Origin of the sequence: Solwaraspora sp. WMMA2101 (assembly GCF_049179175.1) — a bacterium.
Lineage (GTDB): Bacteria > Actinomycetota > Actinomycetes > Mycobacteriales > Micromonosporaceae > Micromonospora_E.
This window is the reverse complement of sequence record NZ_JBMHMA010000006.1, coordinates 3,551,304-3,577,968: the sequence shown is the minus strand read 5'-3', so window position 1 is coordinate 3,577,968 and position 26,665 is coordinate 3,551,304. Positions and strand designations below refer to the sequence as shown.

Sequence of the window (26,665 nt, the reverse complement as noted above, 5' to 3'; positions counted from 1 at the left end):
TTTGGCTTGCCGCATGAGTCCGTACCCTGACGGAAGGCCGAGAAGAGCAGAGCATCGCGTACCGACAATCTCCCGCCTGAGCTCGGCCTGGACCTATCGGCCGCCGCCCGAGCTTGACCCGGAGCACGGGTCGTGCCGTCTTGCCTCGCAAGGTGGTGGCCAGTTCATCGACCAGGGTCGCCTTGTCGGCCGCGGAGGGGGCCGCGGGGAGGGGCACGTCCGCAAATCGTTCGCGGAGGTGGCCGTCGTCGTCCTGCGACGACTCGACACCATCGGCAAGGTCGTGCCTCGATTGCCGCCTGCGACTCGGTGTGACGCCCGACGGCGGCAGGTGCGGATGCTTCATCAGAGGCTGCCTCACCGCGAGGACTACGGTGGTGGTGTGCAGATTCCCCATCTCGGTACGGTGACGAAGACCGCCGAGCCGGGCTGGTATCGCAGTGCGCCGATACCGGTGCCGGTGTTGGGCGGTGGGTCTTGCCGCATCCGGGTCGACGGCTACGACGACGACCCGGCGCAGGAGGACTTCCACGCCGCGATTCGCAACTTCCTCGCGCTCGACCGATCGGCGTTGGCGGTGGCTGCGCCATCGATCTACGCCTACTACCGCGATGTCGCGGATGACCTCCTGGCCGCCGGCGACGACGAGTGGCACGTTGGGATCAGCGGCCCCGACGAGGTTTTGGCCCATGTCCAGCTTGGCAACGAGCCGATCGTCGTGCGCGACCCCTACGACGATCGCCGCGTCTATGTCTCGATCGGGGGCGAGTGTGCCTGGGAACCTGAGCACGGCCTGCAGATCGTGTTCCGCGACGGTGTCACAGTGACCAAGGTGGGACCGTACGATGGACACCTCACCAACTCGGCCGCCTACGCCGACGACGAACTCGATGGCGTCGTCTACCACAGTTCCCGGTAACGGTGTAGCTGGACCCGCCTGCGCTCGACGCACCCGAAGCGCTCCGGGTACGCCGATCTCGGCTGGGCCGACACCACGTCGGACACCGCTGGTGGCCGCTGGACGAACTGATCAGCAGCACGGACGCCGTCTACCCCCTCGGATCCCCTGAACGCCCGATCCGCAGCAGATCCAGACAGCAGCGGCAGGTCGGCGAGTTCAAGGTCATATCCGCTGGCCCGGTAGCCCGTCCATGAGCGATTCTCACCGGTACGATGCGCCGGTGGAAATCTTGGCGCAGATGCGGTCCGTAACCACGCTCGAACGGTTGCTCTGCCATCCCAGGCTGCCGTTGATAGCCGGTTGGGAGACCGAACGCCCGGCGATCCGGATCTGGGAGTACACGGTCGGGCAGTTGCGCGAGGTTGGCGGTGTCGGTGCAGATTCGGCCGTCTACGACGCCCCCGACTATGCCCGGCGCAAGCGGACACCCTCCGCCGCCTGGCATCCGGACGAGCCGCAGCTGATCGTAGCGGACGGTAACAGTACGGCCTGCTGGACTCCTTTGGGCATCACCACAATCGATGGCGTTCCGCCGACTGAGTACCAACGGGAAGTGGCATTCGGTCCGGACGGTCAGACGCTCTGGTTGTCGCCCAGCGGCGGAGAGAACGGCTGGGAGTCCTCCATCGCGCTCGACCTCGCCTCCGGCGCAACCGCAGTCGGCCCGCGCTGGGACACCGGAGTCGCGGCGTATCCGGGCGGTGGCCTCTTAGCCACTCTACAAAGCGAGCAGGGTGCCACGCTGGTGCTCTTCTCTCGGGATGAGCCGGTGCTGCGGCCATTGCGGCGGGTGTTGGTCCTCGACTGCGACGGATACGAGACACCTATCTTCAGCCCGGATGGGCGGTATTTCGTAGTGCGGGGCAACGCCTACGAAGAATCGCTGGAGGTGTTCGAGTTTCCTTCGCTGCGTCGCGTTCTCGGCCTGACACTCGGGGACCCAAGTCCGGAGTACCCGTACCCGCAGGAGCGGGTGGACAATATGCGCGCCTGGTCGCGCCACAACGTCGCGTTCGGGCCAGCTCCGGGTGTTCTCTGGATCGGTACGCCGGAGGGTGCCGTCATCGAGTTCGAGATCGACGGGAAAAGGGCGGCCGAGTTTGATGCGCTGCCCGGGTCGATGGTGACGGCCCTGGCGGCCGCCGCTACAGGCGAGTTGATCGTTGCCGGCCGCGACGGCACGCTTCTGGTGCTGTCGGGGGGACGGGCCGGCCCAGCCGAGGCATCAACCGCCGCAGTAACCGAGTTCCTTGCCGGCACCTCTGAGGCTTCGGTCATCGACATGAACCAACTTGACCTCACCGATGGAAACCGGATCTGGCAGCCCAGCGATCTGCAAACGGTCACCGACGCATCAGACAGCGACCCGTCATGGCTGAAGATCCGGGCTGCCATGAACCGGCTTACCTAACCTCAACGCGAAGACGTCGCGCCGAGTTGCGCATCGCGGTTTGGTGGTCGGCAGCGAGAAACGACATCACCATCGGCGTGGGCTGTGGTCGGGTCGCGCAAACGATTGCCAGCGGGGCACCTGTACGAACATCGGGATGATCAGCTGTGCTGATCTCGGCGCGTCCGGAGCCGGCAGCTGGCACCGCCATCACCCGTTGGGACGATCGGTTCGCGGCGTGAGCGGATCTCGCTGTACCGCCCCGGCACCGTCGACCGCCGGAGCAGCGCGTGGTGGCAGGTTCAGATCCGGACGCCCGCGATCGGCGACGCTGCTTCGAGTGGAGGGCTCAGGCACGTTACTCGCGCGAATAACGTGCCTGAGCCCTCCACTCGACGGCGCACCGAGACTCGATAGACCGAGATGCGCGATTTGCGGTCACGCTACGCCGGCGGTCCGGCGGGCGTACGGGACGGCTCCATCCCCTGAGACCAGGGCAGGCGCTTCTCGATATTGTCGGCGGAGGAGTGGTAGGCGCGGCTGGTCAGTGGTGGTGCTTGGCCAGCTCGACGAAGGAGCGCCAGGCGGACGGGCCGAAGGCCAGGGTGCCGCCGTCGCGGTCCTTGGTGTCCCGGACCAGCACCCGGCCGGGCAGGTTGTCGGCCACCTCGACGCAGTTGCCGGATGCACCGTTCGACCGCGACGACTTCCGCCATGCTGGTTCATTGATCACTGGATCATCCTTAACATCAGGTCTCGGGTCTGGTCGGCGGACAGCGCCAACTCGTTGACTGCCTCCCAGATTAGTTCCAGTTCGAGTACGTCACCAGCGGTGGTGGCGAGGCGTCCTCGCAGCAGATCGTCCAGATAGCCGACCCGCCTCCCGTCGCTCATGGTGGCCAGCGCCAGAGGTCCGCTGAGGCCAGCGTGGAGGCCGGCCGACTCGGGGACCGCACGGATCCGGATGGTTGGCCGGTGCCCGAGGTCGACCAGGTGGGCAAGCTGGTCCTTCATCACCTCGCGCGGACCACGACGCAACGCGGTCTCCTCGACCAGGACCACCAGGTCCACCGGGGGATCGCGGTCCAGCACCGCGCGTTGCCGCTCCTGACGGGTCGCGATCACCTCCTCGAGCCGGCCCCGGTTGGACGGCACGCCCGTGAAGACCTGCCGCATGTACGCCTCGGTCTGCAGCAGCCCAGGAACCAGGGTCGGCTCCCAGGCCCGTAGCAGCACCGCGCGTCGCTCGTGGTCGACCCAGGAGCGCAGCCAAGGTTGGCGGTCCTCTCTGCCCTCTCTCGACAGCTGCTGAAGCTGGTCACCGGAGTTCAGTAACTTGTCGAGATCCTTCGCGGTGTCCTCCTTGGGCACCAGCCGGCCGGTCTCGAAGCTGGCGATGAGCGACTTCGACACGCCTGCCGCTTTGGCCAACTGGGTCTGGTTCATGCGCTGGGACAGCCGGAGCCGTCGAAGCTCTACAGGCAGTTCAGTCATGTTTATAACCTCCAATAACTCGGGCTCATCTTTATCTCTGCGATTTTCATGTTGCCCTATGTTCGGGCAGGAGTCCAGGGTGGATCACGACGGGAGATTGACTCGACGAGTGAGGGGGCGACGGTGGAGGTGGGGGCGCTCGTCGGGGCGGCGCTGCTCGGCTTCTGCGCCGGGCTGTGGTCGTTCAAAGTCAAATCCAGATGGTGCCCCAGCTGCGGGCGCGCGACCTGGCCGATGGAGCGGGGCGCCGACGGTGTCCAACGGCCACGAGGCGATGGAAGGCCCGATGGGTAGCCGGCTGCTGCGGACGCCGGAGCCGAAACCAGGGGACGTGCTGTTGGTCGGCCAGGAAGCGCGCATGCAGTTCGCCGGCGACCGGAGAGTTCGATTTCGGGTCATCTCGGTGGACCGGAAACCGACCTACGACGGCTGGGTCTGGCTCACCGGCTACGTCATAGACGAACGTGGGTACGCCGCCGAGCGGCGGGAGATATTCGTGCAACGCGACGGACTCTACCGACTGGCCAAACGGCAGTCGACATAGCAATTGATCAAGGAGAGAAAAGATGATCACCGAGATGGTACGTGACTGGTGGCTGCGCTGGCTCGACTGGCGCTCCGGCCGGTCCACGGCGTCCAGGCGACTCGAATACCTGCGCCGCGAACGGCACGGACAACACCAACGCGGCCGTACGACGGCCCGGCACCGTCGACTCGACGGAAACCGGGGACGCCACTGGTCGACGGAGGCTACCGTCCTGGTCCCGACGCTGCGTCCACTGATGACCTACGGCCAGCAACTCGGCTACCGGCTGCCGCCGCACCGGGTGAGCTGACCGGCGGGGTCCCGCCGGATGATGAGTGGAGGGTGCTGGATGATCAGGGCAGGGCGCGGCTGGTCGCGACGGCGGCGTACCGGGCGGTGCTCGGCTTCGGGGTCCGAGCGAAGGTCTCCCGGTCGACGATGTGCAGGCCGAAGTGGAAGCGGTAGCCGGCGGCCCACTCGAAGTTGTCCAGCAGCGTCCAGTGGCAGTAGCCGAGCACCGGTACGCCGTCGTCGATCGCGTCGAGCAGACCGGCGAGCGACGGTGCGATGAAGTCGGCCCGCAGGGCGTCGTCGTCGACACCGACGCCGTGTTCGGTCACGAAGACCGGCACCCCGCTGACCTGGTACGCGTACCGCACCGCACCGCCGAGTGACGTCGGGTCGATCGCCGAGCCCAGCTGGTGCAGGGTGGCCCCGGGCGGCGGCGGCAACAGGCCGTTGGCGTCGTAGCCGGCACTCTCGTAGTTCTGGATGCCGATGAAGTCGTCGGCGCTGGCCAGCCGCAGCCAGTGGTCGTACACCTCGGCGCGCTTGCGGTCGCGCAGCGTGGCGTCGTCGCCGGTCACCCGGTCGTCGACGATGGCGATGGACAGCCCCACCGGCAGGTCGGGCCGCCTGGCCTTGATCGCCGTACGGGCGGCGAGATGACCGGCCGTCATGCCGTCGCGCATCGCGTCGAACTCCTCCGGCAGCATGATGTTGCTGACCCGGTAGCGGGGCACCCCGGCGGCCGCGCTGGCCGCCTCCAGGGTGGCCCGTTCCAGTTTCCGGTCCGACTCGGGCACATCGGTCCAGGAGAGCAGCTGCGGCAGGTTCGGCTCGTTGAGGGTGACGGCCACCGCGATCCGGTCACCGAGGTGGCGCATCACCTGGTCGCAGTAGCGGGCGAACAGCTCCGGTGCGGCCGGGTCGAGCCAGCCACCGCGCTTGGCGAACCAGTGCGGGCAGGTCATGTGGTTGAGCGTCACCACCGCTGCCAGGCCCCGCTGCGCGCAGCCGTCGACGATCGCCGCGTAGTGGTCCAACGCTTCGCTGGCGAACGTGCCCTCCTGCGGCTCGACCCGGGCCCACTCGATGGAGAACCGGAACGCGCCCAGCCCCATTGCCTGCACCAGATCCAGATCTTCCTGCCACAGTTCCCAACTGTTGCAGGCCCGGCCGGAGCGTTCGGTGAAGACCGTCGGCGCGATGTTCTCCAGGAACCAGGTGTCGCTGCTGGTGTTGTCGCCCTCGGTCTGGTGGCCGGAGGTGGCGACGCCGAAGAGGAAGCCGTCCGGGAAGTATCTCATGGACGACCATCATTCCTTGCCCGGCTCCGGATTGCAGTACGTCGGTGGTCAGGTGAGTTGCGCTACGGCGGTCTGGATGGCGCGGTGCACGGTCGGGTACGCGTAGATCATGTGTCGCAGGCTGGTCAGCGGCACTTCACCGTGGACGGCGACGGCGAGCGCGCCGAGCACCTCGCCGCCGGTCGGACCGGCCGACGTCGCCCCGACCAGCACCCCCCGGTCGGCGTCGGCGACCAGCTTGACGAAGCCGTCGTTGCCCGGCCCGTGGATCCAGCCGCGGGACGAGTCCGCGACGTCGGTGATCGCGGTCCGCACGTCGATGCCCTGCTCGCGGGCCTGCTGCTCGGTCAGGCCGACGGCGCCGATCTCCGGGTCGGTGAAGGTGACCCGGGGCACCGCCCGGTACTCGGCGGCCGGCCCGCCCTGGTCGAGGATGTCGCGGACCGCCACGTCCGCCTGGTACATGGCCAGGTGGGTGAAGGCGCCGTGGCCGGCGACGTCGCCGACCGCCCACATCCCGTCGCCGACGCGCATCCGCTCGTCGACCGGCAGGTGCCGGGCGGCCGGGTCCAGGCCGACGGTGTCGAGGCCGAGGTCGCCGAGGTCGCTGCGCCGGCCGGTGGCGACCAGCAGTCGCTGTCCGCTCTCCGGGCCGCCCTGGGACAGGTGTACGGCGAACGTGTCGTCGCGGTGCTCGATCCACTCGGCACGGCTGCCGAGCCGGATCCGTACCCCGTCGTCGCCGAGGACCCGGGCGGCCAGCGCCGACGACTCCGGCTCCTCGCGGGACAGCAGCCGCTCGCCGGCCTCGACGATGGTCACCCGTACGCCGAACCGGGCGAAGACCTGGGCCAGCTCCAGCCCGATCGCGCCGCCGCCGAGGACGACCAGCGACTCGGGCAGCTCGGTGACCTCGATGGCTTCCTTGTTGGTCCAGTACGGCGTACCGGCGAGGCCGTCGATCGGTGGCACCACGGCGACGGTGCCGGTGGCGAGGACGACGCCCCGGCGGGCGGTGAAGGACTGCCCGTCGACGTCGACCCGGCCGGGTCCGGTGAGCCGGGCGGTGCCGTGCAGCACCCGTACCCCTTTGGTGGTGAGCCGGTCCACGGCGGCGGTGTCGGTCCAGTCGGCGGTGGCCTCGTCGCGGATCCGCCGCGCCACCGGTGTCCAGTCCGGACGGACGCTGGCGGTGCCGGCCAGGCCGTCGATGCGCCGCCCTTCGGCGAGGGCGTTCGCGGCCCGGATCATCATCTTGCTCGGCACGCAGCCCCAGTAGGGGCATTCGCCGCCGACGAGTCGGCGTTCGACGCCGACGACGGTCAGGCCGGCCTGGCCGAGCCGGCCGGCGACCTCCTCGCCACCGACCCCGAGCCCGACGACCACGACGTCCACCTGTTCCGGCTCACGCATGGGCCCAGCATGTCAGAGGGCACGAACCGCCACCGACCGGGCGGCGAAGCTCAGCGCTCGGACAGTGGCGGCGGGTAGTCGAGGCCGGCGCGGACGGCCAGCGGCAACCGCCAGGGCTCGTGGACGGCGGCTCCGGTGACGTCGGCAAGCTCCGGCACCCAGCGGCGGACGTAGTCGCCGGCCGGGTCGAAGCGGTGGGCCTGGCGCAGCGGGTTGAACCGCCGGTTGGGCCGGGTGTCGTTGCCGGTGCCGGCGACCCACTGCCAGTTGCCGGAGTTGTTCGGCAGGTCGCCGTCGAGCAGCCACCGGTCGAACCAGGCCCGGCCGGCCCGCCAGTCCAGGCCGAGCTCCTTGGTCAGGTACGCGGCGGTGATCAGCCGGGCCCGGTTGTGCATCCAGCCTTCGGCCCGTAGCTGTCGCATGCCGGCGTCGACGATCGGCAGCCCGGTGTGCCCGGTCTGCCAGGCGTCCAGCGCGGCGGCGTCGTAGCGCCACTCCTCCTTGGCGCCCCGCCGGTAGGCGGTGGTGGCCAGGTCGGGGAAGGCGTACGCGACCTGGTAGTGGAAGTCCCGCCAGCACAGTTGCCGGACGAACGGCCCGTCGCGGTCACCGGCGGCGGTGGCCACCTCCAGCGGGGACAGGCAGCCGAACCGCAGGTACGGACTGAGCCGGGAGGTGGCGTCGCCGGGCAGGTCGTCGTGGCGGTCGCCGTACTGGTCGAGGTTGCCCAGCCAGTCGCGCAGTCGGCGCCGGCCGACGGTCTCGCCCCCGACGGCGACCTGCGGCGACCCGCCGGTGCCGGGCTGCGGCGACTCGCCGGCGGGCAGCGCCGGCAGCCGGCCGACGGTCAGGCCCTCGGGGGTCGGCACCCGGTCCGGGGCGGCACAGGCGCTCCGCCAGTCGGCGGCGCTCCAGGCCCGGAAGTACGGGGTGAAGACCTTGTAGTGGTCGCCGCCGGTCGGGGTGAGCGCCGCCGGGTCGACGACGGTCAGGCCGGGGAAGTCGCGGTACGCGATGCGGTGCCGCTCGCATTCGTCGCGTAGCCGCCGCTGCCGCTGCCGGGCGTAGTGGCTGACATCGGCGGAGACCGCGACACCGTCGGCGGCGACGTCGCGGGCGAGCCGGATCGTCTCGGCGACCGGGTCGCCGTGGCGCAGCACCAGGTCGCCGCCGCGTCCACGCAGGATGGTCCGCAGGTCGGCGAGGCTCTGGTGCAGGAACCGGTCCCGGTTGGGGCTGCGCCCGGCGAGCCGGGGGTCGAGCACGAACAGCGGCACGACCCGCTCGGCGGTGGCGCAGGCGGTGGCCAGTGCCGGGTGGTCGTGCACCCGCAGGTCGCGGGTGAACAGCACGACGGCGGTACGCACGGTTACGGCGCGGCCGGTGGCACGGGGACTGCGGCCAGTTCGGGCTGCCGCCGGGTCGGCGGGTCGACCCGGACCGTGAGGGTGGGGCCGGGCATCGTCACCGGCGTGCCGGTCGGGGTGAGCAGCGCGCGGGCGGCGACGGCCGCGCGGCGCCGGTGCGGCACGGTGGCGCGGCGACGGAACACGTCGTAGCCCTGCGCGGCGACCTCGTCGAGGATGCCGCCGTAGAGGGCGTACGCGGTGCGTATGCAGGCCTGCGAGGCGGGTTCGAGCATCGTGATGCCCGGTGCCGCGGCCGTGTAGTGGGCCTGTGCGCGGGCGATCTCGTACTGGATCAGCTCGATGATCGCCGGGGTGGCCCGACGCCGGCGGGCGGCCTCGACGAGGTCGGCGCGGGTCAGGCCGAACCGGTCCAGGTCCTCGTCGGGCAGGTAGGTGCGGCCGCGTTCGAGGTCCTCGCCGACGTCGCGGATGAAGTTGGTGAGTTGGAAGGCGAAGCCGAGTTGGCGGGCCGGTTCGCGGGCGGCGGCCCGGTCGGTGCTGCCGAGGATCGGCAGCATCATGGTGCCGATCACCGCCGCCGAGCCTTCCATGTAGTCGAGCAGGTCGGTGTAGCGCGGGTACGAGGTGACGGTCAGGTCCATCGTCATGCTGCGCAGGAACGCGGTGAAGTCGGCGGTGTCCAGGTCGAACACGGCGATGGTGTGCAGCACCGCCGGCAGCAGCGGGTCGTCGACGGCGGCACCGTGCAGGCCGGCGAGGAACCGCTCGGACCACTGGTCGAGGGCGGCGGCCCGGTCGGCGGCAGGGAGCGCGTCGGTACGGTCGACGATTTCATCGGCGTACCGGGTGAATCCGTACAAAGCATGAACATGGCGTCGTTTCCACTGCGGTAGCAGCCGGGTCGCGAGATAGTAGGTACGGCCGTGCCGTTTGTGCAGCTCGCGGCAGCTGGCGTAGGCAGCTGACAGGTCCGTGACCACCGGCCCCCCTCATATTTCGACGCAGAACTTTCGACGCAAGAATCGACGCAATTTCACAGCCTAGGGTACGCTCGATCGCGTGGCCAATCACACCGTTGCCGGCAATACCCTGAAATCCGGCGATACCGTGGGTACCGGTGTCGGCAGCACGGTGCACGCCCCGGCCGTCGCCGGGCCGACGCCCACCGGCGAGGGCCGCGAGCTGACCGCCGCGGTCACCGACACACTGATCGATTTCCTCAGCGCCGAACTGTCCATGCTCGACCGGATCGACTCGTCGCTGCGGCCGTTCGCCCAGGTCGCGCGGGACACCGTGCTCGGCGGCGGCAAGCAGCTACGCCCGATGTTCGCCCACTGGGGCTGGCGTGGCGTGGTCGGCACCGCACCGCCGGTGACCCCGGTCCTACCGGCGCTGGCCGCGCTGGAGCTGCTGCACGCCTTCGCCCTGGTCCACGACGACGTCATGGACGCCTCCGCCACCCGACGCGGCCTGCCCACCGCACACCGCCGGCTCGCCGGCCAGCACCGGGACGCCGGTCGGGCCGGCGACCCCGACCGGTTCGGCGACGCCGCCGCCGTCCTGGTCGGCGACCTCTGCCTGGTCTGGGCCGACCGGCTGCTGGCCACCGCCGACCTGCCGGCGTCGACCCTCCTGGCGGTACGCCGTTGCTACGACCAGATGCGGGTCGAGACGATCGCCGGGCAGTACCTGGACGTCCTCGGTGAGGCCGAGTCGGCCGACTGGTCGATCGACCGCGCGATGCGGGTGGCCCGGTACAAGACCGCCTGCTACACCGTGCTGCGCCCGTTGCACCTCGGCGCGGCGCTGGCCGGCCCGGCCACCGACCCGACGGTCTGGGCGGCGTACCGCCGCTACGGCACCGACGTCGGCGAGGCGTTCCAGCTCCGCGACGACCTGCTCGGCGTCTTCGGGGATCCGGCCCGCACCGGCAAACCCGCCGGCGACGACCTGCGGACCGGCAAACCGACCGCGCTGCTGCTGATCGCCCGCGAGCTGGCCACCGATGCCCAGCGCGCCGAACTCGACGCGGTGTCGCCGGCCGGCGACACCGGACCGGACACGGCAGCCGGACCGGACACGGCAGCCGGACCGGACACGGCAGCAGGACCGAACGGTACGGCGGCGGTCGCGCGGATGACCGAGATCGTCGTCGAGACCGGTGCCGCCGTCCGGGTGGAACGCATGATCGAGCAACGGGTGGCGACGGCGGTCGCCGCGATCGACGCCGCGCCGATCGACGACGCCGCCCGTACCGCGCTCACCGGCCTCGCGGTGACCGCCACGACCCGCCAGACATAAGGTGAGCACTGCTCAGAAGGAGGTGGTCGCGGCATGCGTACCGTGACCGGGGCGAGCGAGCGGGTCGTCATCGTCGGTGCCGGGCTGGGTGGCCTGGCCTGCGCCCTGCACCTGGCCGGCGCCGGCCGGCAGGTCACCCTGCTGGAACGCGAGGCGGTGCCGGGCGGGCGGGCCGGCCGCCGGGCGGTCGCCGGCTACGAGTTCGACACCGGGCCGACCGTGCTGACCATGCCGGAGCTGATCGCCGAGGCGCTCGCCGCCGTCGGCGAGGAGCTCACCGACTGGTTGGAGCTGACCCCGCTGGAGCCGGCGTACCGGGCCTACTACCCGGACGGGTCCACCCTGGACGTCATCACCGACACCGCCCGGATGGCCGCCGAGGTGTCCCGGGTCTGCGGGCCCCGGGAAGCCGACGGGTACCTGCGGTTCGTCGAGTACGCCCGCCGGCTGTGGCAGCTGGAACGCGCCGACTTCATCGACCGTAACCTCGACAGCCCACCGGACCTGCTCACCGGCAACCTGCTGCGGCTGCTCGCCGCCGGGGCGTTCCGCCGGATGCAGACCAAGATCGACCAGTTCTTCGCGGATCCCCGTACCCGGCGGATCTTCTCCTTCCAGGCCATGTACGCCGGCCTGGCGCCGCACGACGCGCTGGCCATCTACACCGTCATCGCCTACCTGGACTCGGTCGCCGGAGTGTCGTTCCCGCGCGGCGGGATGCACGCGGTGCCCCGGGCCCTGGCCGGGGCGGCCGAGAAGCACGGCGTGCAGATCCGCTACGGCACCACGGTGACCGAGGTGGAGACCTCCGCCGGCCGGGCCCGCGCGGTGCGCACCGCCGACGGCGAGCGGATCCCCGCCGACGTCGTGGTGCTCAACCCGGACCTGCCGGTCGCCTACGCCGAACTGCTGCCGCCCAGCCGGCAGCGGCGGCTGCGCTACTCGCCCTCCTGCGTGGTGCTGCACGTCGGTTCCCGGCAGGGCTACGACAAGATCGCCCACCACAACATCCACTTCGGCCGGCTCTGGAAGGGCACCTTCGACGAGGTGATCCGCCGAGGTGAGCTGATGAGCGACCCGTCGCTGCTGGTCACCAACCCGAGCCGGACCGACCCGTCGGTGGCCCCGGTGGGCGGGCACACCTACTACGTCCTGGCACCGGTGCCCAACCTGCAGAGCGGGCGGCTCAACTGGCGCGGCGACCTGCCGCAGCGCTACGCCGACGAGCTCGTCGCCACCCTGGAGGATCGCGGCTACCGGGGCTTCGCCGACGGCATCGAGGTCCGTGAGGTGGTGACCCCGGCCGACTGGGCCGACGCCGGCATGGCCGCCGGTACGCCGTTCGCCGCCGCGCACAGCCTGTTCCAGACCGGCCCGTTCCGCCCCGGTAACCTGCATCCCACACTGGAGAACGTGGTTTTCGTCGGCTCCGGGACCCAGCCGGGGGTCGGCGTACCGATGGTGCTGATCTCCGGCAAGTTGGCCGCCGGACGGGTGACCGGTTCCACCGGTGGCCGGTCCCGCAGCCGCAGCAGCCTGGAGGGTGCCTGATGTCCGTCGCGTCCCGCGAGAGCCATCTCGTCGAGTTGGTGGACCCCGCCGGGCAGCCGGTCGGCGCGGCCACCGTCGCCGATGCCCACCAGCCGCCGGGTCAGCTGCACCGGGCGTTCTCGGTGCTCCTGGTCGACGACGCGGGACGGCTGCTGCTGCAGCAGCGGGCCGCTGTGAAGACCCGGTTCCCGTTGCGCTGGGCCAACACCTGCTGCGGCCATCCGCTGCCCGGCGAGGACCTGTCGGTGGCGGCCAACCGCCGCCTCGGCGAGGAGGTCGGCGTGGGCCCGGTGGCGCTGACCGAGATCGGCGTGCACACCTACCAGGCCACCGACCCGGTCACCGGACGGACCGAGTACGAGTACGACCACGTACTGCTGGGCAGTCTCGACCCACGGACCCCGCTGCGGCCCGACCCGGCCGAGGTCGCCGAGCTTCGCTGGGTCGAGCCGGCGCGGCTGCGGGCCGGCCTGGCCGACGAGCCGGACCGGTACGCCCCGTGGCTCGCCGGGGTGGCCGAGCAGTTGTTCGCTCTGGGGCAGCCGGACCACGGCGCGGCCGTGGAGCGGCCGGGTGAGCGATGACGCGCTGAGCGCGGGCAGCGTGGCACGCCGGCTCGGCGTGGCGGTGACCACGCTGCGGACCTGGCATCAGCGGTACGGCCTGGGCCCGACCCGGCACGTCAAGGGTCACCACCGCCGGTACGGCCCCGACGACCTGGCCCGCCTGGAGGTGATGCGGCGGCTCACCGCGCAGGGTGTGGCGCCGGCCGAGGCGGCCCGCTGGGCGCGCCGCGTCGGCTCTGCCCTGGGCCCGGACGGGGCCGCCGGCACTGAGCCGGTCCCGTTCGACATCGTCGAGCCGGGCCGGGCCGGCGGTGGCTTCACCATCGGTGTCGGGGCGGCCGGCCCGGCCGCCCGTGGCCTGGCCAGGGCGGCGGTACGCCTGGACAACCAGGCGATGCGCGACATCCTCGAACGGGCGCTGCACACCGACGGGGTGATCGCCACCTGGGACCGGGTGGTCCGCCCGGTGCTGGCCGGGGTCGGCGACCGGTACGCGGCAACCGCCGGCTTCGTCGAGGTGGAGCATCTGCTGTCCCGGTGTGTCTCCGAGGCGTTCGCCCTGGTGAACCGCCCCCGGGCCCGGCCCCGCAACCGCGACGACGACGGTGCCGGCGACCACGGCGGCGCACCTGGCGGCTGGCACTCCCGGCACCCGGTCGGACCGGGCGCGCTGCTGGCCTGCGCCGACGAGGAGCAGCACACGCTGCCGCTGGAGGCGCTCTCCGCGGCCCTGGCCGAGGCCGGGGTGACCAGCCGGCTGCTCGGTGCCCGGGTTCCGCCGGCAGCGTTGGCCGCCGCGATCGAGCGGACCGGGCCGTCCGCTGTGGTGCTCTGGTCGCACACCTCGGCGACGGCCGACCCCGACCAGTTGCTGACCGCGAGGTCCGGGCGGCACCGGCCGGTGCTGGTGCTGGCGATCGGGCCCGGCTGGTCGGTGGCGGACCTGCCGGCCGGCGTCGACCACTGCGCAGGTCTGGCCGACGCGGTGGACCGGTGCCGTACGGCGGACGAGGTCGCCGGTCACCGGACCGACGAACCCACCGTCCACTAGTCACCCGGCGACGCCCGGCACCACTGCCGGGTACAGGGTCGAAATGTACCTGTTGATCGACTAGCGTGTGGGGGCATTCGATCTCCGCCCACCCCCTCACTCGGAGTCGACATGGCGAAACGTGCCGTATTCGCTGCAGGTCTGGCAGTGTTCGCACTACTGGTCGGCAGCGAGAGTCTCGTCGCGGTGCGTGCTGCCCGGCAGGTACCGCCGCAGCTTCCCGCCGTCGTCGGGCTCGGCCCGGCTCCCGAGGTCCGGCCCGACGACGCCGTCGGCCGGTCGGCCCCGGAGCCGACCGCTCCGGCGGCAGCGCCCGACCCGTCGCCCGCCGCCGGTGGCGATCCGGCGGGGTCACCGCCGGCCGGTGGCGATCCGGGTGCCTCCCCTCGCACCACCGTGGACCCTGGGTTGCTGCAGCGCCGTACCGGCATCCGGCAGGTGGCGTTGACCTTCGACGACGGCCCACATCCGCAGTGGACGCCGCTGATTCTCGACGAGCTGCGGGCCGCCGGGGTCCGGGCGATGTTCTGCGTGGTCGGCAGCCAGGTGCGGCGGTACCCGGCGCTGGTCACCCGGATCGTGCGGGAAGGTCACACCCTGTGCAACCACAGCTGGGACCACGACCTGGAGCTCGGCACCCGGCCGGCCGCCGAGATCCGGGCCGACCTGGCGCGGACCACCAAGGAGATCCACCGGGTGGTCCCGGGAGTGCCGGTCGCGCACTTCCGGCACCCGGGCGGGTTGTGGACCCCGGAGGCGGTGGCGGTCGCCGAGGAGCTGGGGCTGGCGGCGCTGGACTGGGACGTCGACCCGCAGGACTGGCGCAAGCCGACCCGGGACGAGATCGTCGCGCACGTCCGTGACGAGGTCCGGCTCGGCTCGGTGCTGCTGCTGCACGACGGCGGCGGCGACCGGTCGGCCACCGTCGCGGCGCTGCCGGCCGTGATCAACGACCTGAGGCAGCGGTACGGGATCACCCTGCTCGGTGCTAGCCTTTCCCCCTGATCCGTCCGGTTCGCCGATCTGGTTTGGTCCGGGGCATACTCGTCACGTATGCTTTCGCAAGCTTCCGGCGGGGCCGGATGGGAGCACTACCGTCAGAGTCATGATGTGCGATGATGACGGGGCCGCCCTCATCGTCTAGCGGCCCAGGACGCCGCCCTTTCAAGGCGGTAGCACGGGTTCGAATCCCGTTGGGGGCACTACCGGCCGACCGACCGGCCGGAGCAACACCGAGGTCCTGTGGAGCAGTCGGAGTGCTCGCCGCCCTGTCAAGGCGGAGGTCGCGGGTTCAAGTCCCGTCAGGACCGCGCAACGATGATCGCCGTGCGGCACGCTTCGCGCGGCGATTCGTTTTCGGTGCCGTCCACCCACCCGGTGGTCACTTCTCCGGGCAGGTATGATGGCCCGGACACCTGGCCAGGTAGCTCAGTTGGTACGAGCGTCCGACTGAAAATCGGAAGGTCGGCGGTTCGACCCCGCCCCTGGCCACAGAGCCTCTCGCCGGGCTTTCGAAGCGCCCAATCGCCTCCTGCGGTTGGGCGCTTCGCTTGTCGTCGAACCTGCGGCGGTATCTCGCCGAACCGGCCTGAACCGGACGGACCGCGTACCCGCGCTTGACAATCCGCGACGGGCCGTGAGACTGCCGGCATGGCCGAACACGATGGCGCCGGCGATCCGGCGACGTCCGACCACCCGGCGACGCCGCCGCGCCGGGTGCGGGTCGTGCTGGGCGAGGTGAGCCGACGCGGCGACGCCGACCGGCTCCGTACCGACCTGACCGAGCAGAGCCAGGTCGGCGAGGCTCTGGTCCGTGGCCTGGTCCGGGCCCAACTGGCGCTGGCGGTACGGCTGTCGGCCGTCGTGGCGATCGCCCTGGGTGCGCTGCCGCTGCTGTTCTCGCTGGCCCCCGCGTTCGGCGGGCTGAAGGTCGCCGGGGTCAACCTGGCCTGGCTGCTGCTCGGGGTGGCGGCGTTCCCGTTCCTGGTCGTCGTCGGACTCGCCTACGTCCACCTCGCCGAACGCAACGAGCAGGACTTCGTCGCCCTGGTGCGGCGGCCGGAGCGCTGAGCCGGCCCGATGACCAATCCGTACGTGGTACCGGCGCTCGTGGTGGTCACCCTGGTGACCGTCGCGATCGGCTTCTACGGGCTGAAGCTGGCCCGCACGACGTCGGACTTCCTGGTCGCCTCCCGGACCGTCAGCCCGGCCTGGAACGCCGCGGCGATCAGCGGGGAGTACCTGTCGGCGGCGTCGTTCCTCGGCATCGCCGGACTGATCCTCAAGTACGGCGTGGACGTGCTCTGGTACCCGGTCGGCTTCGCCGCCGGCTATCTGGCCCTGCTGCTGTTCGTGGCGGCCCCGCTGCGCCGCTCCGGCGCCTTCACTCTGCCGGACTTCTGTGAGATCCGTCTCGGCTCGCGGCGGCTGCGTCGACTGGCCACCGCTTTCGTGATCTTCATCGGCTGGTTCTACCTGCTGCCCCAGCTGCAGGGCGCCGGGCTGACCCTGGCCACGGTCACCGGGGCGCCGTACCCGCTCGGTGCCCTGCTGGTCGGCGGCGTGGTGACCGCCAACGTGGCGCTCGGCGGGATGCGGGCGGTCACCTTCGTCCAGGCGTTCCAGTACTGGTTGAAGCTGACCGCGCTCGCCGTACCGGCGATCTTCCTCGCGCTGCAGTGGCAGGCCGACGGCCGGCCGCCGGTCAGCCCGCCGCAGGGGGCGACCTTCGTCGAGGCGACCACCGTCGTCGTCGAGCGGGAGGCCACCCTGACCTTCCCGGACGGGCGCACCGAACAGGTCGACGCCGGCACCAGCCTGGCCTTCGACGCCGGCGACCCGGTGCCCGAGGTCTCCGGCGTCGACGTCGACCGGGGGCTGGCCTGGCTGCTGCCGGGCGACCCGGAACGCGGCGACCAGGGGCTGTTCGCCACCTATTCGCTGATTCTGGCGACCTTCCTGGGCACCATGGGGTTGCCGCACGTACTGGTGCGGTTCTACACCAACCCCGACGGTGCCGCCGCCCGCCGGACCACCCTGGTGGTGCTCGCCCTGGTCGGCCTCTTCTACCTGTTCCCCACCCTGTACGGCGTACTCGGCCGGGTGTACACCCCGCAGTTGCTGATGACCGGCCGGTCGGACGCCGTGGTCGTGCTGCTGCCCGAGGCCGCGCTCGGCGGTGGCCTGCTCGGCCAGCTGCTCGCGGCGCTGGTCGCCGCCGGTGCCTTCGCGGCCTTCCTGTCGACCTCGTCCGGGTTGCTGACCAGCGTGGCCGGCGCCGTCTCCACCGACGTGCTGCGCCGCCCCTCGGTACGGGGTTTCCGGCTGGCCACCCTGGTCTCCGGTGCGGTCCCGGTGGTGCTGGCGTTGAACGTCTCCGGCCTCGACGTGTCACAGGTGGTCGGGTTGGCGTTCGCGGTGGCGGCGTCGAGTTTCTGCCCGCTGCTGGTGCTGGGCATCTGGTGGCGGGGGCTGACCGACGCCGGGGCCGCCGCCGGCATCGTCGCCGGCGGCGGGGCCGCCATCGGGGCGGTGCTGTGGACGATGCTCGGGCCGGCGTTGACCGGCTGGCCGGCGGTCCTCGTCGCCCAGCCGGCCGCCTGGACCGTGCCGCTGGCGTTCGCGGTGATGGTGCTGGTGTCACTGGTCAGCCGCCGGCGGCTGCCCGGCAACGTGAACTCAGTCATGCTGCGCCTGCACGCCCCGGAGAGCCTGCGCAGTTGACCCTCTCGTGCCTGGGTACGAGCGACGGTTCGTCCCTGAGCGGGTTTGACGACCCCCGCCCAGTGGTTACCGTCGGCCCATGACCGACGCGCAGCAGTCAGCCTCCCCGGCACCCGGCCCGCAGGCGTTGGCCCTGCGTGGGCTCGCCAAGCGGTTCGACCACAAGATCGCGGTGGCCGGTGTCCACCTGGACGTGCCGGTCGGCTCGTTCTACGGCCTGCTCGGCCCGAACGGGGCCGGGAAGACGACCACCCTGTCGATGGCCGTCGGTCTGCTGCGCCCGGACGCCGGCAGCGCGCACGTCCTCGGTCACGACGTCTGGGCCGACCCGGTGCAGGCCAAGCGGATGCTCGGCGTACTGCCGGACGGGATGCGGCTGTTCGACCGGCTCACCGGTGCCGAACTGCTCGCCTACCAGGGCCTGTTGCGCGGCATGGACCCGGCCGTGGTCGACCAGCGGGCCCGCGAACTGCTCGACGTGCTCGCCCTCGACGACGCCGGACGGACCCTGGTGGTGGACTACTCGGCCGGGATGAAGAAGAAGATCGGCCTGGCCTGCGCGCTGCTGCACGGGCCACGCCTGCTCGTCCTCGACGAACCGTTCGAGGCGGTCGACCCGGTGTCGGCGGCGCTGATCCGCGACATCCTGCAGCGCTACGTCGCCGGCGGCGGCACGGTGATCTTCTCCAGCCATGTGATGGACGTCGTCGAGCGGCTCTGCAGCGACGTCGCGATCCTCGCCGACGGGGTGATCAAGCGGGTCGGCACCCTCGAACAGGTGCGGTCCGGCCGGTCCCTGGAAGAGGTGTTCGTCGAGGTCGTCGGCGGCCGTACGGCAACCGGCGAGGAGCTGTCATGGCTGTGATCGCCCCCACCGGAGGCACCGGCACCGGCACCGCCGCGCCCCGGCCGGTCCGCCCCCGGCACTTCATCCGGCTCAAGCTGCGGGTGATGGGCAACAACCTGCGCGGCCAGGGCTGGCGGGTCGGCCTGTTCATCGGCGGCCTGCTCGCCGGGCTGTGGTTCGCCGGCACCGCCTTCCTCATGCTGGCCGCGCCGGGCTTCGGTGACAACCCGCAGGGGATGCTGCTCACCGCCGGTTTCGGTGGGGCCCTGCTGGTGGTCGGCTGGCTGCTGCTGCCCCTGGTCTTCTTCGGCGTCGACGAGACCCTCGACCCCGCCAGGTTCGCGCTGCTGCCGTTGCGCCGCCGCACCCTGGTCAGCGGCCTGCTGGCGGCGGCCCTGGTCGGCACCCCGACGATCGCCACCGGGCTGGCCACCCTCGGCATCGTGGTCAGCGCCCTGCTGCTCGGCGGAGCCCTGGCCGGGCTGGTCCAGCTGATCGGCGTCGCCGCCGGCCTGCTCGTCTGCGTGACCGGCAGCCGGGCCATCACCAGCGCCTTCGCCGGGATGCTGCGCTCCCGGAAGGTGCGTGACCTGGCCGCCGTCCTGCTGGCGGTGCTGGCCGCACTGCTCGGCCCGCTGCAACTGCTGGTGATCGGCGGGCTGGGCAACGCCGACTGGGACCGGCTCGCCGAGGTGGCCCGGGTTCTCGGCTGGACGCCGCTGGCCGCCCCGTACACGGTCGGATTCGACGTGGTGGAGGGCCGGGCGTGGGCCGTACCGGTGAAGTTGCTCATCACGGCGGCGACCGTGGTCGCGCTGCTGGCCTGGTGGTCGCGGTCGCTCGAGTCGGCCATGGTCGGTACCGCCAACGCCGGCCCGACGAAGGCCGCCGCTGGCGAGCCGGGCGCACCGGTGGCTCAGCTGTTCCCCCGCCTGCTGGGCCGGCTCCCCCGCGACCGGTACGGTGCCCTGGTCGCCCGCGAGGCGCGCTACTGGTGGCGGGACATGCGTCGACGGGCCAACCTGATCACCGTGGCCGTGGTCGGGGTCTTCGTACCGGTCATGGTCAACGTCGGCGGCTTCACCTTCGGTGCCGACCCCGACGCTCTCCGGATGACGGCGTCGGCCGTCTCGGTCAGCCTCTCGATGCTGTTCGTCGGCGCACTGGCCGCGGTCACCCTGGCCAACCAGTTCGGCTTCGACGGCAGCGCGTACGCCGCGAACGTGATCGCCGGCGTACCGGGTCGGCTGGAACTGCGGGCCCGGGTGGTCGCCTTCTCGCTCTACATCGTGCCGATGCTGGTCGTGATCTCCGCCGGGCTCGGGCTGTTCCTGCAGGAGCCGGGCTGGATCCCGGTCGCCGCCGGGACGCTGTTCGCCGCGTACGGCGCCGGCCTGGCGGTGAACCTGGCCATCTCGGTGATCGGCGCCTACTCGCTGCCGGAGACGTCGAACCCGTTCGCGTTGAACAGCGGGGCCGGGATGGCCAAGAGTCTGCTGGCGTTCCTGGCGATGATCGCGTCGGCGGCGGCCGCCGTACCGATGGTGGTCGCCACCGCGCTGCTCGGCGACGTCTGGCAGTGGCTCGCGCTGCCGGTCGGCGTCGGGTACGGGTTCGGTGCGGTGCTGCTGGGCCTCTACATCACCGGCGACCTGCTCGACCGACGGATGCCGGAACTGTTGGCGACGGTGGCGTCCCGGCGGTGATCCAATGTTTCACGTGAATCATCCCGAGCCTGGTGCCGAGATCCACTACCGCGACCCGTTCGCCACCGCACCCGACCAGCGGTCGCCGGCCCGCCGGCTGCGGGGCCGGCTGGCGGCCCCGGTCACCCTCTGGACCGCCGTCGACCCGGCCGACGGTACGCCGGCCGGGCTGACCGTCTCCTCCACCGTGCTCGCCGACGGGGAGCCCGCCCGGCTGATCGGCCTGCTCGACGAGGAGTCCGACCTGTGGGAGGTGCTCCGCGAGTCGCGGCGGTTCACGGTCGCCCCACTGGGTCCGGCCCACCGCCAACTGGCGGACCGGTTCGCCGGGTTGATGCCGGCACCGGGCGGCCCGTTCACCGGCGTCGACTGGCAGGACACGCCGTACGGCCCGGTGCATCCGCAGGTCACCAGCTGGGCCGGCTGCCGGCTGGACGACGCCCGGCCGTACGGGTGGTCGATGCTGGTCGAGGCGACGGTCGAGTCGGTGACGGTGACCGAGCAGCCCGATCCTGGGCCGCTGCTGCACTACCGGGGCCGCTACCGGGAGCTGACCGGACCGTCCGGGCCCGCTGCCGGGAGCTGACCGGCACCACAGGGTCCGGCTACCACTAGGCTCAGGGCATGCTGCCTGTTCCCCGATTCGGCGACGGTCACCGGGTGCTGGTCACCGGTGGCGCCGGCTTCGTCGGTAGCCACCTGGTCGACCGGCTCGTCGCACGCGGCTGCACGGTCGTCGCGGTGGACAACTTCGTCACCGGCTCGAAGGACAACGTCGCCCATCTCGCCGACGAGCCACGGTTCACACTGGTCGAGGCGGACATCTCCGACGGGGTGCCGGACCACCATCCAGCGGTGCAGCAGCGCTTCGACGCGATCATGCACTTCGCGTCGCCGGCCAGCCCCACCGACTTCGGCACCCTGCCGGTCGAGATCCTGCGGGTCGGCTCCGTCGCCACGTTGCACCTGCTGGACCGGGCGGTCACCGACCGGGCCCGGTTCATCATGGCCTCGACGTCGGAGGCGTACGGCGACCCGCTGGTGCACCCGCAGCCGGAGACCTACTGGGGCAACGTCAACCCGATCGGCATCCGCAGCGTCTACGACGAGGCCAAGCGCTTCGCCGAGTCGGCGACGATGGCGTACCACCGGTACCGGGGCGTGGACGCCGGGATCGTGCGGATCTTCAACACGTACGGGCCCCGGATGCGCCCCGACGACGGGCGGGCCATCCCGACCTTCATCAGCCAGGCGCTGCGGGGCGAGCCGATCACCGTGCACGGCACCGGCGACCAGACCAGGTCGATCTGCTACGTCGACGACCTGGTGACCGGCATCGTCGCGTTGCTGGACTCGACCGAGGTCGGGCCGATCAACTGCGGTACCGAACACGAGATGTCGATGCGCCGGCTCGCCGAGACGATCATCGAACTGGTCGGCAGTTCCTCGACGGTCGACCTGGTCACCCGGGCATCGGACGACCCGGAGATGCGCCGCCCGGACCTGACCCTGGCCCGCACCCGGCTCGGTTACACCCCGACGGTCGGTCCGCAGGACGGGCTGCGGCGCACGATCGCGTACTTCCGCCAACGGCTGGGCTAGCCCGTAGCCGGACCCCGTAGCCGGGCTGACCTGCCCGTACCGGTCCCGGTGTGCCGAGTCGGCGGTCAGCGAGCGCGCAGTCCGTACGCTGGATGCATGTCAGCCAGCAGTCACCACGGCCACCAGCCCGGACATGTCCCCGGTGCCGGGCGCGCCCGACCCGTACCCGCCGGCACCGCCGGACGCGCCCGGGTGCCCGGGCCCGGCGGCGGTGCGACCGGTCGGTCCTACGGCGGCCCGCCGCGCCGGGCGCGCCCCCGGTGGGGTCGGATCGCTCTCGTCGGTGTGGTGTCGCTGCTGCTGCTGGCGCTGGTCGCCGGCGGCGGGCTGTGGGCGTACGCCCGGGGGTTGGACAACGATCTGGGCCGCACCGACCCGTTCTCGGCGATCACCGAGGGCCGGCCACCGGCGGCGGTCGACGGCGCGTTGAACATCCTGATGATCGGCACCGACTCGCGGGACCCGGACGCCCCGCTCGACACCGCCGGCCGGTGGCGGGCCGACACGATCATCGTGATGCACATCCCGTCCTCGCACGACCGGGCCTACCTGGTCTCCATCCCACGCGACCTGTACGTGCCGATTCCCGCCGAGGCGAGCGCCCCGTGCGAGACCGGGGAGCGGGCGAAGATCAACGCGGCGTTCGCGTTCGGTGGCATGCCGCTGGCGGTACGCACCGTGGAGTGCTTCACCGACGTACGGATCGACCACGTGATGGCGATCGACTTCGGCGGTTTCGTCGAGGTGACCGACGCGCTCGGCGGGGTGGAGCTGACCGTCGAGCAGGACGTCACCTCGATCCACAAGCCGTACCGGCAGTTCAGCCAGGGTGTCAATCACATGAATGGCGCCGAGGCGCTCGACTGGGTCCGTCAGCGCAAACAGTTCCCGGACGGTGACTTCGCGCGTATGCGGCACCAGCAGGAGTTCCTCCGGGCATTGATGGACAAGGCTGTGAGCTCCGGCACACTGTCGAACCCGGCCAAGCTGAACGCGTTTCTTCAGGCGACGACCAAGGCGGTGACGGTCGACGAGGGGTTCTCCCTGGTCGACATGGCGCTGCAGTTCCGCAAGCTGCGTGGGGAGAACCTGCAGTTCCTCACCAGCCCGCACAACGGCAGCGAGACGATCAACGGCGAGTCGGTGGTCGTCTCGGACCGGGAGAAGGCGTTGACCATGTATCAGGCGATGGCGGCCGACCAGATGACGGCCTGGGTGCAGACCAATGTCACGCCCAGTCCAGGCGCCAGTGACTGAGTGACCATGATCACCGATTTCGTTGAGTGACCGATCGAATCCGACACGAATCTGAAACCTTCATAGGGTCGATTTATCCATCAAACATCCGTACAGTGGGCTCGCCCTATTGTCACGCCCCCCAGGAGCAGGCATGCCGGTTCAGTCCCGCCGACGCTCGGCGTCGAACGAGTCGACCGGAGCCGTCTCCGGCCGGGCCTCGTCGGTGCGGCAGTCGGGCGCGCGGACCGGTCCGGCCGGCCGCGGCGGCTCGGCCGCACGCTCCGGCCGCGGCACCACCACCGGCGGTAAGCGGCCGCGCCGCAAGGACCCGATCTGGGCCCGCACGATGGTCATCATGGGCGCGCTGCTGATGATGCTCAGCGGCACCACCATCGTCGGCAGCAAGTGGCTGATCGACCGGGCGACCGGTGGCATCGAGCAGTCCAACCTGCTCGGGGTGGCCGGCAAGACCGAGGCCGAGGGCGGCAACAACCTCGAAGGCCCGATCGACATGCTGCTGCTCGGCATCGACCACCGGGCCAGCTGGGAGGAGTCGGACACCCGCGCCGACACGATCATCATCCTGCACATCCCGGCCACTCACGACCAGGCCTACCTGATCTCCATCCCCCGGGACACCGAGGTCGAGGTGCCGGCCTTCCCGGCCAGCGGGTACCCCGGTGGGGTCGCCAAGGCCACCGAGGCCTTCTTCCACGGCGCCCAGAACGGAGCCGGGCACGCCGGCGGTGCGCAGCTGATGGCCGAGACGATCAAGAACATGACCGGGATCAGCTTCGACGGGGCCGCGATCATCAACTTCAGCGGCTTCAAGTCGGTGATCGACAGCCTCGGCACCATCCCGATCTGCGTCGACGAGGACACCCCGTCGGCCCACATGACCCTGGTCGACGGCAAGCCGATGTGGAACTCCGACGCCGAGCAGACCAACGGCGACAAGCAGCAGGTCGTGCACAAGAAGGGCTGCCGCGAGATGGCCGGCTGGGAGGCGCTGGACTTCTCCCGGCAGCGGTACGGCCTGGCCAATGGCGACTACGACCGGCAGAAGAACCAGCAGAAGCTGCTCAAGGGCATGGCCAAGAAGGCGATGGCCGACGGTGTGATGACCAACCCGCTGAAGCTGACCCAGCTGATCGAGTCGGCCGGCAAGGCCTTCGTGCTGGACACCGGCCCCGTACCGGTCGCCGACTTCGTCTTCACCATGCGTGGGGTGGCCGCCAACGACCTGGTGATGTTGCGCACCAACGACGGCAGCTTCAACGGCAACGATTCCGGCCGTGAGGAGCTGACCCCGCTGTCCATGGAGATGTTCCGCGCCGTGAAGAACGACACTCTGGACGACTTCATCCTGGCCAATCCCACCGTCCTCGCCGGTCAGCAATAGGCTGACGGCATGTTCGGACCTGCTGTGCCCGTCGTCGCCGCCCCGGACGTCGCCGACGACGCCTATCTGCTCGACGTCCGCGAGCCCGAGGAGTGGGCCGCCGGGCACGCCCCCGGTGCCCACCACCTGCCGATGATGGAGATCCCGCACCGGCTCGCCGACGTGCCCTCCGACGGCGACGTGGTGGTCGTCTGCCGCTCCGGCGGCCGCTCCGGCAAAGTCGTCGCGTACCTGCGCCAGCACGGGTGGGACAACGTCCGCAACCTCGACGGCGGCATGCAGAGCTGGGCGGCGAACGGCCGGGCGATGGTCAGCGAGACCGGACAGCCGGCCCAGGTGCTCTGACCGGCCGAAGCACCGTACGCCGACAGGCGGCGGACACCACCGTACGCCGACGGGCGGACACCACCGGACGCACGGCGGTCGGCGGCCACTGCCGAAATCGGCCCGAACACGGCACACTCACAGGCATGCCGGAACGCCCCGACTACCCGAGCCTGATCGCCGGACACACCGTCGTCCTGGACATGATCAACAACGGGGAGTCCGGCCTGCCGGTGCTGCACCACCTGCTGCGCCTGGCACAGCGGGCGCTCGGTGCCGCCGGGACCTCCTTCGCCGAGTACGGCCCCACCAGCGGCCGGATCATCGCCGCCGCCGGGGCCGCCGAGTGGTCCATCGGCCGCCCGGTCGACCTGGCGAACCCGGCCACCGCGCGGCTGCTCACCGGCCCCCGTACGATCGAATTTCCGGTCTCGGCCCTCGCCGCCGAGCAGGCCGACCAGATCACCGGGCGGGGCCTGCACCGGATGCTGACCGCCCGCGCCGAGATCGGCGGCGTCCTCATCGGCAGCCTGCACGCCTACTATCCGGACGCCGACGGCGAGGCCAGCCCCGACCACCACACCCTGATCGCGTACCTGTCGTCCTGCATCGCGCACATGTACGGCGACCAGACCGGCCTGCCGGTGCACGGCGACGGCCCGGTGGTCGCCGCGCTCGCCGACGGACTGGCGATCATCGACGACGAGTCCTGCGTACGACTGTGGAACCCGGCCGCCGAACGACTCACCGGCAGCCCGGCCGCGCAGCGACTGCACCGGCCGATCCCGTTCCCGGTGCCGCCACCGGGTCAGGTCGTCGACCACCAGCTGTCGGACGGCCGCTGGCTGCGGCTGACCTCCGGGGACCTGCCCGGCGTCGTCGCCTCACGGGTCGTCACCTTCCGCGACATCACCGACCAGCACCGCCGCGACCACGACGTCGACCTGTTCATCTCCGTCACCAGCCACGAGCTGCGGACACCCGTGACCGTGATCAAGGGTTACGCCGAGACGCTCAGCGAGCACTGGGATCAGCTCACCGACGCGGACCGCCGCGACGCGGCCCGGGTGCTCGGCCAACGCGCCACCGAACTGGCCCGGCTCGTCGACCGGCTGCTGTCCGCAGCGAACGACGCCGGGCCGGCGGTCGGCAGCCCGCCGGCCCCGTTCGACCTCGTCGAAACCCTGCGCACGGCCGCCGAGCACCTGCCGGCCGGGCTGCGTCGCCGGCTCACCATCGACCTGCCGGAGGACCTGCCGAAGGCGTGCGGCGACCGGGGCAGCCTGGCCACCGTCGTGACCGAGCTCGCCACCAACGCCGACAAGTACTCACCACCCGGCACGGCGGTCGAGCTGACCGCCGACGCCGACGAACGCACCGTGGTGTTCCGGATTAGCGATCGTGGCATCGGGGTACGTCCAGAGCACGTGGAACGAGCGTTCGACCGGTTCTGGCAGGGCGAACAGGGCGATCAGCGCCGCTACCCGGGTGCCGGCCTGGGGCTCTACCTCGTGCGGCAGATCGTCGAGCGACAACACGGATGGGTGTCCCTACGACCCCGCGACGGCGGGGGGACGGTCGCGGAGGTGCGACTGCCCCGGGGGTGAGAG

The 26,665-nt window shown here is 71.2% G+C and carries 25 protein-coding genes and 3 tRNA genes; 22 read left to right on the top strand and 6 right to left on the bottom strand.

Features of this window, described 5'->3' with window-relative positions; all coding sequences use genetic code 11:
* Window positions 1-382: 382 nt before the first annotated feature.
* Window positions 383-919 carry a DUF6985 domain-containing protein gene (locus tag ACN28F_RS17150; protein ID WP_421358638.1) on the top strand — a complete coding sequence of 179 codons (537 nt, stop codon included), beginning with the start codon at window positions 383-385 and terminating at the stop codon, window positions 917-919.
* Window positions 920-1,181: 262 nt separating this feature from the next.
* Entirely contained in the window at window positions 1,182-2,372 is a 1,191-nt protein-coding gene (locus tag ACN28F_RS17145; RefSeq protein WP_289208931.1) for a hypothetical protein, read from the top strand.
* Window positions 2,373-2,895: 523 nt separating this feature from the next.
* Here ACN28F_RS17145 and ACN28F_RS17140 read toward each other — a convergent pair.
* Both ACN28F_RS17140 and ACN28F_RS17135 read right to left on the bottom strand, forming a co-directional pair.
* Complete coding sequence (locus ACN28F_RS17140) at window positions 2,896-3,081, bottom strand: DUF397 domain-containing protein (protein ID WP_278174709.1); 186 nt, start codon at window positions 3,079-3,081, stop codon at window positions 2,896-2,898.
* The gene (locus tag ACN28F_RS17135) at window positions 3,081-3,845 is read right to left on the bottom strand and encodes a helix-turn-helix domain-containing protein (protein WP_282233120.1); all 765 of its coding nucleotides are present in this window, start codon (window positions 3,843-3,845) and stop codon (window positions 3,081-3,083) included. Before ACN28F_RS17135 ends, ACN28F_RS17140 begins: the two co-directional genes overlap by 1 nt.
* Before the next feature lie 253 nt (window positions 3,846-4,098).
* On the opposite strand from ACN28F_RS17135, the gene ACN28F_RS17130 reads away from it, so the two are divergent.
* Window positions 4,099-4,389, top strand: a complete 291-nt coding sequence (locus ACN28F_RS17130) for a hypothetical protein (RefSeq protein ID WP_289208930.1) — start codon at window positions 4,099-4,101, stop codon at window positions 4,387-4,389.
* Window positions 4,390-4,411: 22 nt separating this feature from the next.
* Window positions 4,412-4,681: a hypothetical protein gene (locus tag ACN28F_RS17125; RefSeq protein WP_281552277.1), complete on the top strand. Its 270-nt coding sequence runs from the start codon at window positions 4,412-4,414 to the stop codon at window positions 4,679-4,681.
* 43 nt (window positions 4,682-4,724) lie between these two features.
* On the opposite strand, the gene ACN28F_RS17120 is transcribed toward ACN28F_RS17125, so the two are convergent.
* From ACN28F_RS17120 to ACN28F_RS17105, 4 genes are read right to left on the bottom strand one after another with little or no spacing between them, the layout of a single operon-like run.
* Window positions 4,725-5,960 (bottom strand): glycoside hydrolase family 1 protein, encoded by a 1,236-nt coding sequence (locus ACN28F_RS17120; RefSeq protein ID WP_289208929.1) that lies wholly within the window; start codon window positions 5,958-5,960, stop codon window positions 4,725-4,727.
* A gap of 48 nt (window positions 5,961-6,008) precedes the next feature.
* A complete protein-coding gene (locus tag ACN28F_RS17115; RefSeq protein ID WP_289208928.1) occupies window positions 6,009-7,373 on the bottom strand; it encodes a dihydrolipoyl dehydrogenase family protein in 1,365 nt (454 codons plus the stop codon).
* A gap of 50 nt (window positions 7,374-7,423) precedes the next feature.
* Entirely contained in the window at window positions 7,424-8,740 is a 1,317-nt protein-coding gene (locus ACN28F_RS17110) for a cryptochrome/photolyase family protein (protein WP_421358635.1), read from the bottom strand.
* 2 nt (window positions 8,741-8,742) lie between these two features.
* Entirely contained in the window at window positions 8,743-9,723 is a 981-nt protein-coding gene (locus tag ACN28F_RS17105) for a phytoene/squalene synthase family protein (RefSeq protein WP_289208926.1), read from the bottom strand.
* A gap of 79 nt (window positions 9,724-9,802) precedes the next feature.
* Between ACN28F_RS17105 and ACN28F_RS17100 the strand changes: the two genes are divergently transcribed.
* The 18 genes from ACN28F_RS17100 to ACN28F_RS17015 all read left to right on the top strand — a co-directional run bounded on the left by ACN28F_RS17100 (window position 9,803) and on the right by ACN28F_RS17015 (window position 26,662).
* Window positions 9,803-11,044 carry a polyprenyl synthetase family protein gene (locus ACN28F_RS17100; protein ID WP_421358633.1) on the top strand — a complete coding sequence of 414 codons (1,242 nt, stop codon included), beginning with the start codon at window positions 9,803-9,805 and terminating at the stop codon, window positions 11,042-11,044.
* Between the two features lie 33 nt (window positions 11,045-11,077).
* Window positions 11,078-12,595: a phytoene desaturase family protein gene (crtI, locus tag ACN28F_RS17095; RefSeq protein ID WP_289208925.1), complete on the top strand. Its 1,518-nt coding sequence runs from the start codon at window positions 11,078-11,080 to the stop codon at window positions 12,593-12,595.
* A complete protein-coding gene (idi, locus tag ACN28F_RS17090) occupies window positions 12,595-13,179 on the top strand; it encodes an isopentenyl-diphosphate Delta-isomerase (protein WP_289208924.1) in 585 nt (194 codons plus the stop codon). The genes crtI and idi overlap by 1 nt, the downstream gene beginning before the upstream one ends.
* Window positions 13,169-14,212 (top strand): MerR family transcriptional regulator, encoded by a 1,044-nt coding sequence (locus ACN28F_RS17085; RefSeq protein ID WP_421358630.1) that lies wholly within the window; start codon window positions 13,169-13,171, stop codon window positions 14,210-14,212. Before idi ends, ACN28F_RS17085 begins: the two co-directional genes overlap by 11 nt.
* A gap of 147 nt (window positions 14,213-14,359) precedes the next feature.
* Window positions 14,360-15,217, top strand: a complete 858-nt coding sequence (locus ACN28F_RS17080) for a polysaccharide deacetylase family protein (RefSeq protein ID WP_421358628.1) — start codon at window positions 14,360-14,362, stop codon at window positions 15,215-15,217.
* A 124-nt stretch (window positions 15,218-15,341) separates the two neighbouring features.
* Window positions 15,342-15,414, top strand: a tRNA-Glu gene (locus ACN28F_RS17075).
* A gap of 34 nt (window positions 15,415-15,448) precedes the next feature.
* A tRNA-Asp gene (locus tag ACN28F_RS17070) sits at window positions 15,449-15,522 on the top strand.
* 107 nt (window positions 15,523-15,629) lie between these two features.
* Window positions 15,630-15,703: transfer RNA gene (locus tag ACN28F_RS17065), tRNA-Phe, on the top strand.
* A 159-nt stretch (window positions 15,704-15,862) separates the two neighbouring features.
* A complete protein-coding gene (locus ACN28F_RS17060; protein ID WP_421358626.1) occupies window positions 15,863-16,282 on the top strand; it encodes a hypothetical protein in 420 nt (139 codons plus the stop codon).
* A 9-nt stretch (window positions 16,283-16,291) separates the two neighbouring features.
* Entirely contained in the window at window positions 16,292-17,935 is a 1,644-nt protein-coding gene (locus tag ACN28F_RS17055; RefSeq protein WP_421358624.1) for a cation acetate symporter, read from the top strand.
* A 79-nt stretch (window positions 17,936-18,014) separates the two neighbouring features.
* A complete protein-coding gene (locus ACN28F_RS17050; protein ID WP_289208919.1) occupies window positions 18,015-18,800 on the top strand; it encodes an ABC transporter ATP-binding protein in 786 nt (261 codons plus the stop codon).
* Window positions 18,791-20,488, top strand: a complete 1,698-nt coding sequence (locus ACN28F_RS17045) for an ABC transporter permease (protein WP_421358622.1) — start codon at window positions 18,791-18,793, stop codon at window positions 20,486-20,488. The genes ACN28F_RS17050 and ACN28F_RS17045 overlap by 10 nt, the downstream gene beginning before the upstream one ends.
* A complete protein-coding gene (locus ACN28F_RS17040; RefSeq protein ID WP_421358620.1) occupies window positions 20,400-21,074 on the top strand; it encodes a flavin reductase family protein in 675 nt (224 codons plus the stop codon). Before ACN28F_RS17045 ends, ACN28F_RS17040 begins: the two co-directional genes overlap by 89 nt.
* A 38-nt stretch (window positions 21,075-21,112) precedes the next feature.
* Window positions 21,113-22,090: an NAD-dependent epimerase/dehydratase family protein gene (locus ACN28F_RS17035; protein WP_421358618.1), complete on the top strand. Its 978-nt coding sequence runs from the start codon at window positions 21,113-21,115 to the stop codon at window positions 22,088-22,090.
* Between the two features lie 96 nt (window positions 22,091-22,186).
* Window positions 22,187-23,347, top strand: a complete 1,161-nt coding sequence (locus tag ACN28F_RS17030) for an LCP family protein (protein ID WP_289208915.1) — start codon at window positions 22,187-22,189, stop codon at window positions 23,345-23,347.
* Window positions 23,348-23,480: 133 nt separating this feature from the next.
* On the top strand, window positions 23,481-24,731 hold the full coding sequence (locus tag ACN28F_RS17025; protein WP_421358615.1) for an LCP family protein: 1,251 nt from the start codon (window positions 23,481-23,483) through the stop codon (window positions 24,729-24,731).
* 9 nt (window positions 24,732-24,740) lie between these two features.
* Window positions 24,741-25,076, top strand: a complete 336-nt coding sequence (locus ACN28F_RS17020) for a rhodanese-like domain-containing protein (protein WP_289208913.1) — start codon at window positions 24,741-24,743, stop codon at window positions 25,074-25,076.
* 125 nt (window positions 25,077-25,201) lie between these two features.
* On the top strand, window positions 25,202-26,662 hold the full coding sequence (locus ACN28F_RS17015; protein ID WP_289208912.1) for a PAS domain-containing sensor histidine kinase: 1,461 nt from the start codon (window positions 25,202-25,204) through the stop codon (window positions 26,660-26,662).
* Window positions 26,663-26,665: the final 3 nt, after the last annotated feature.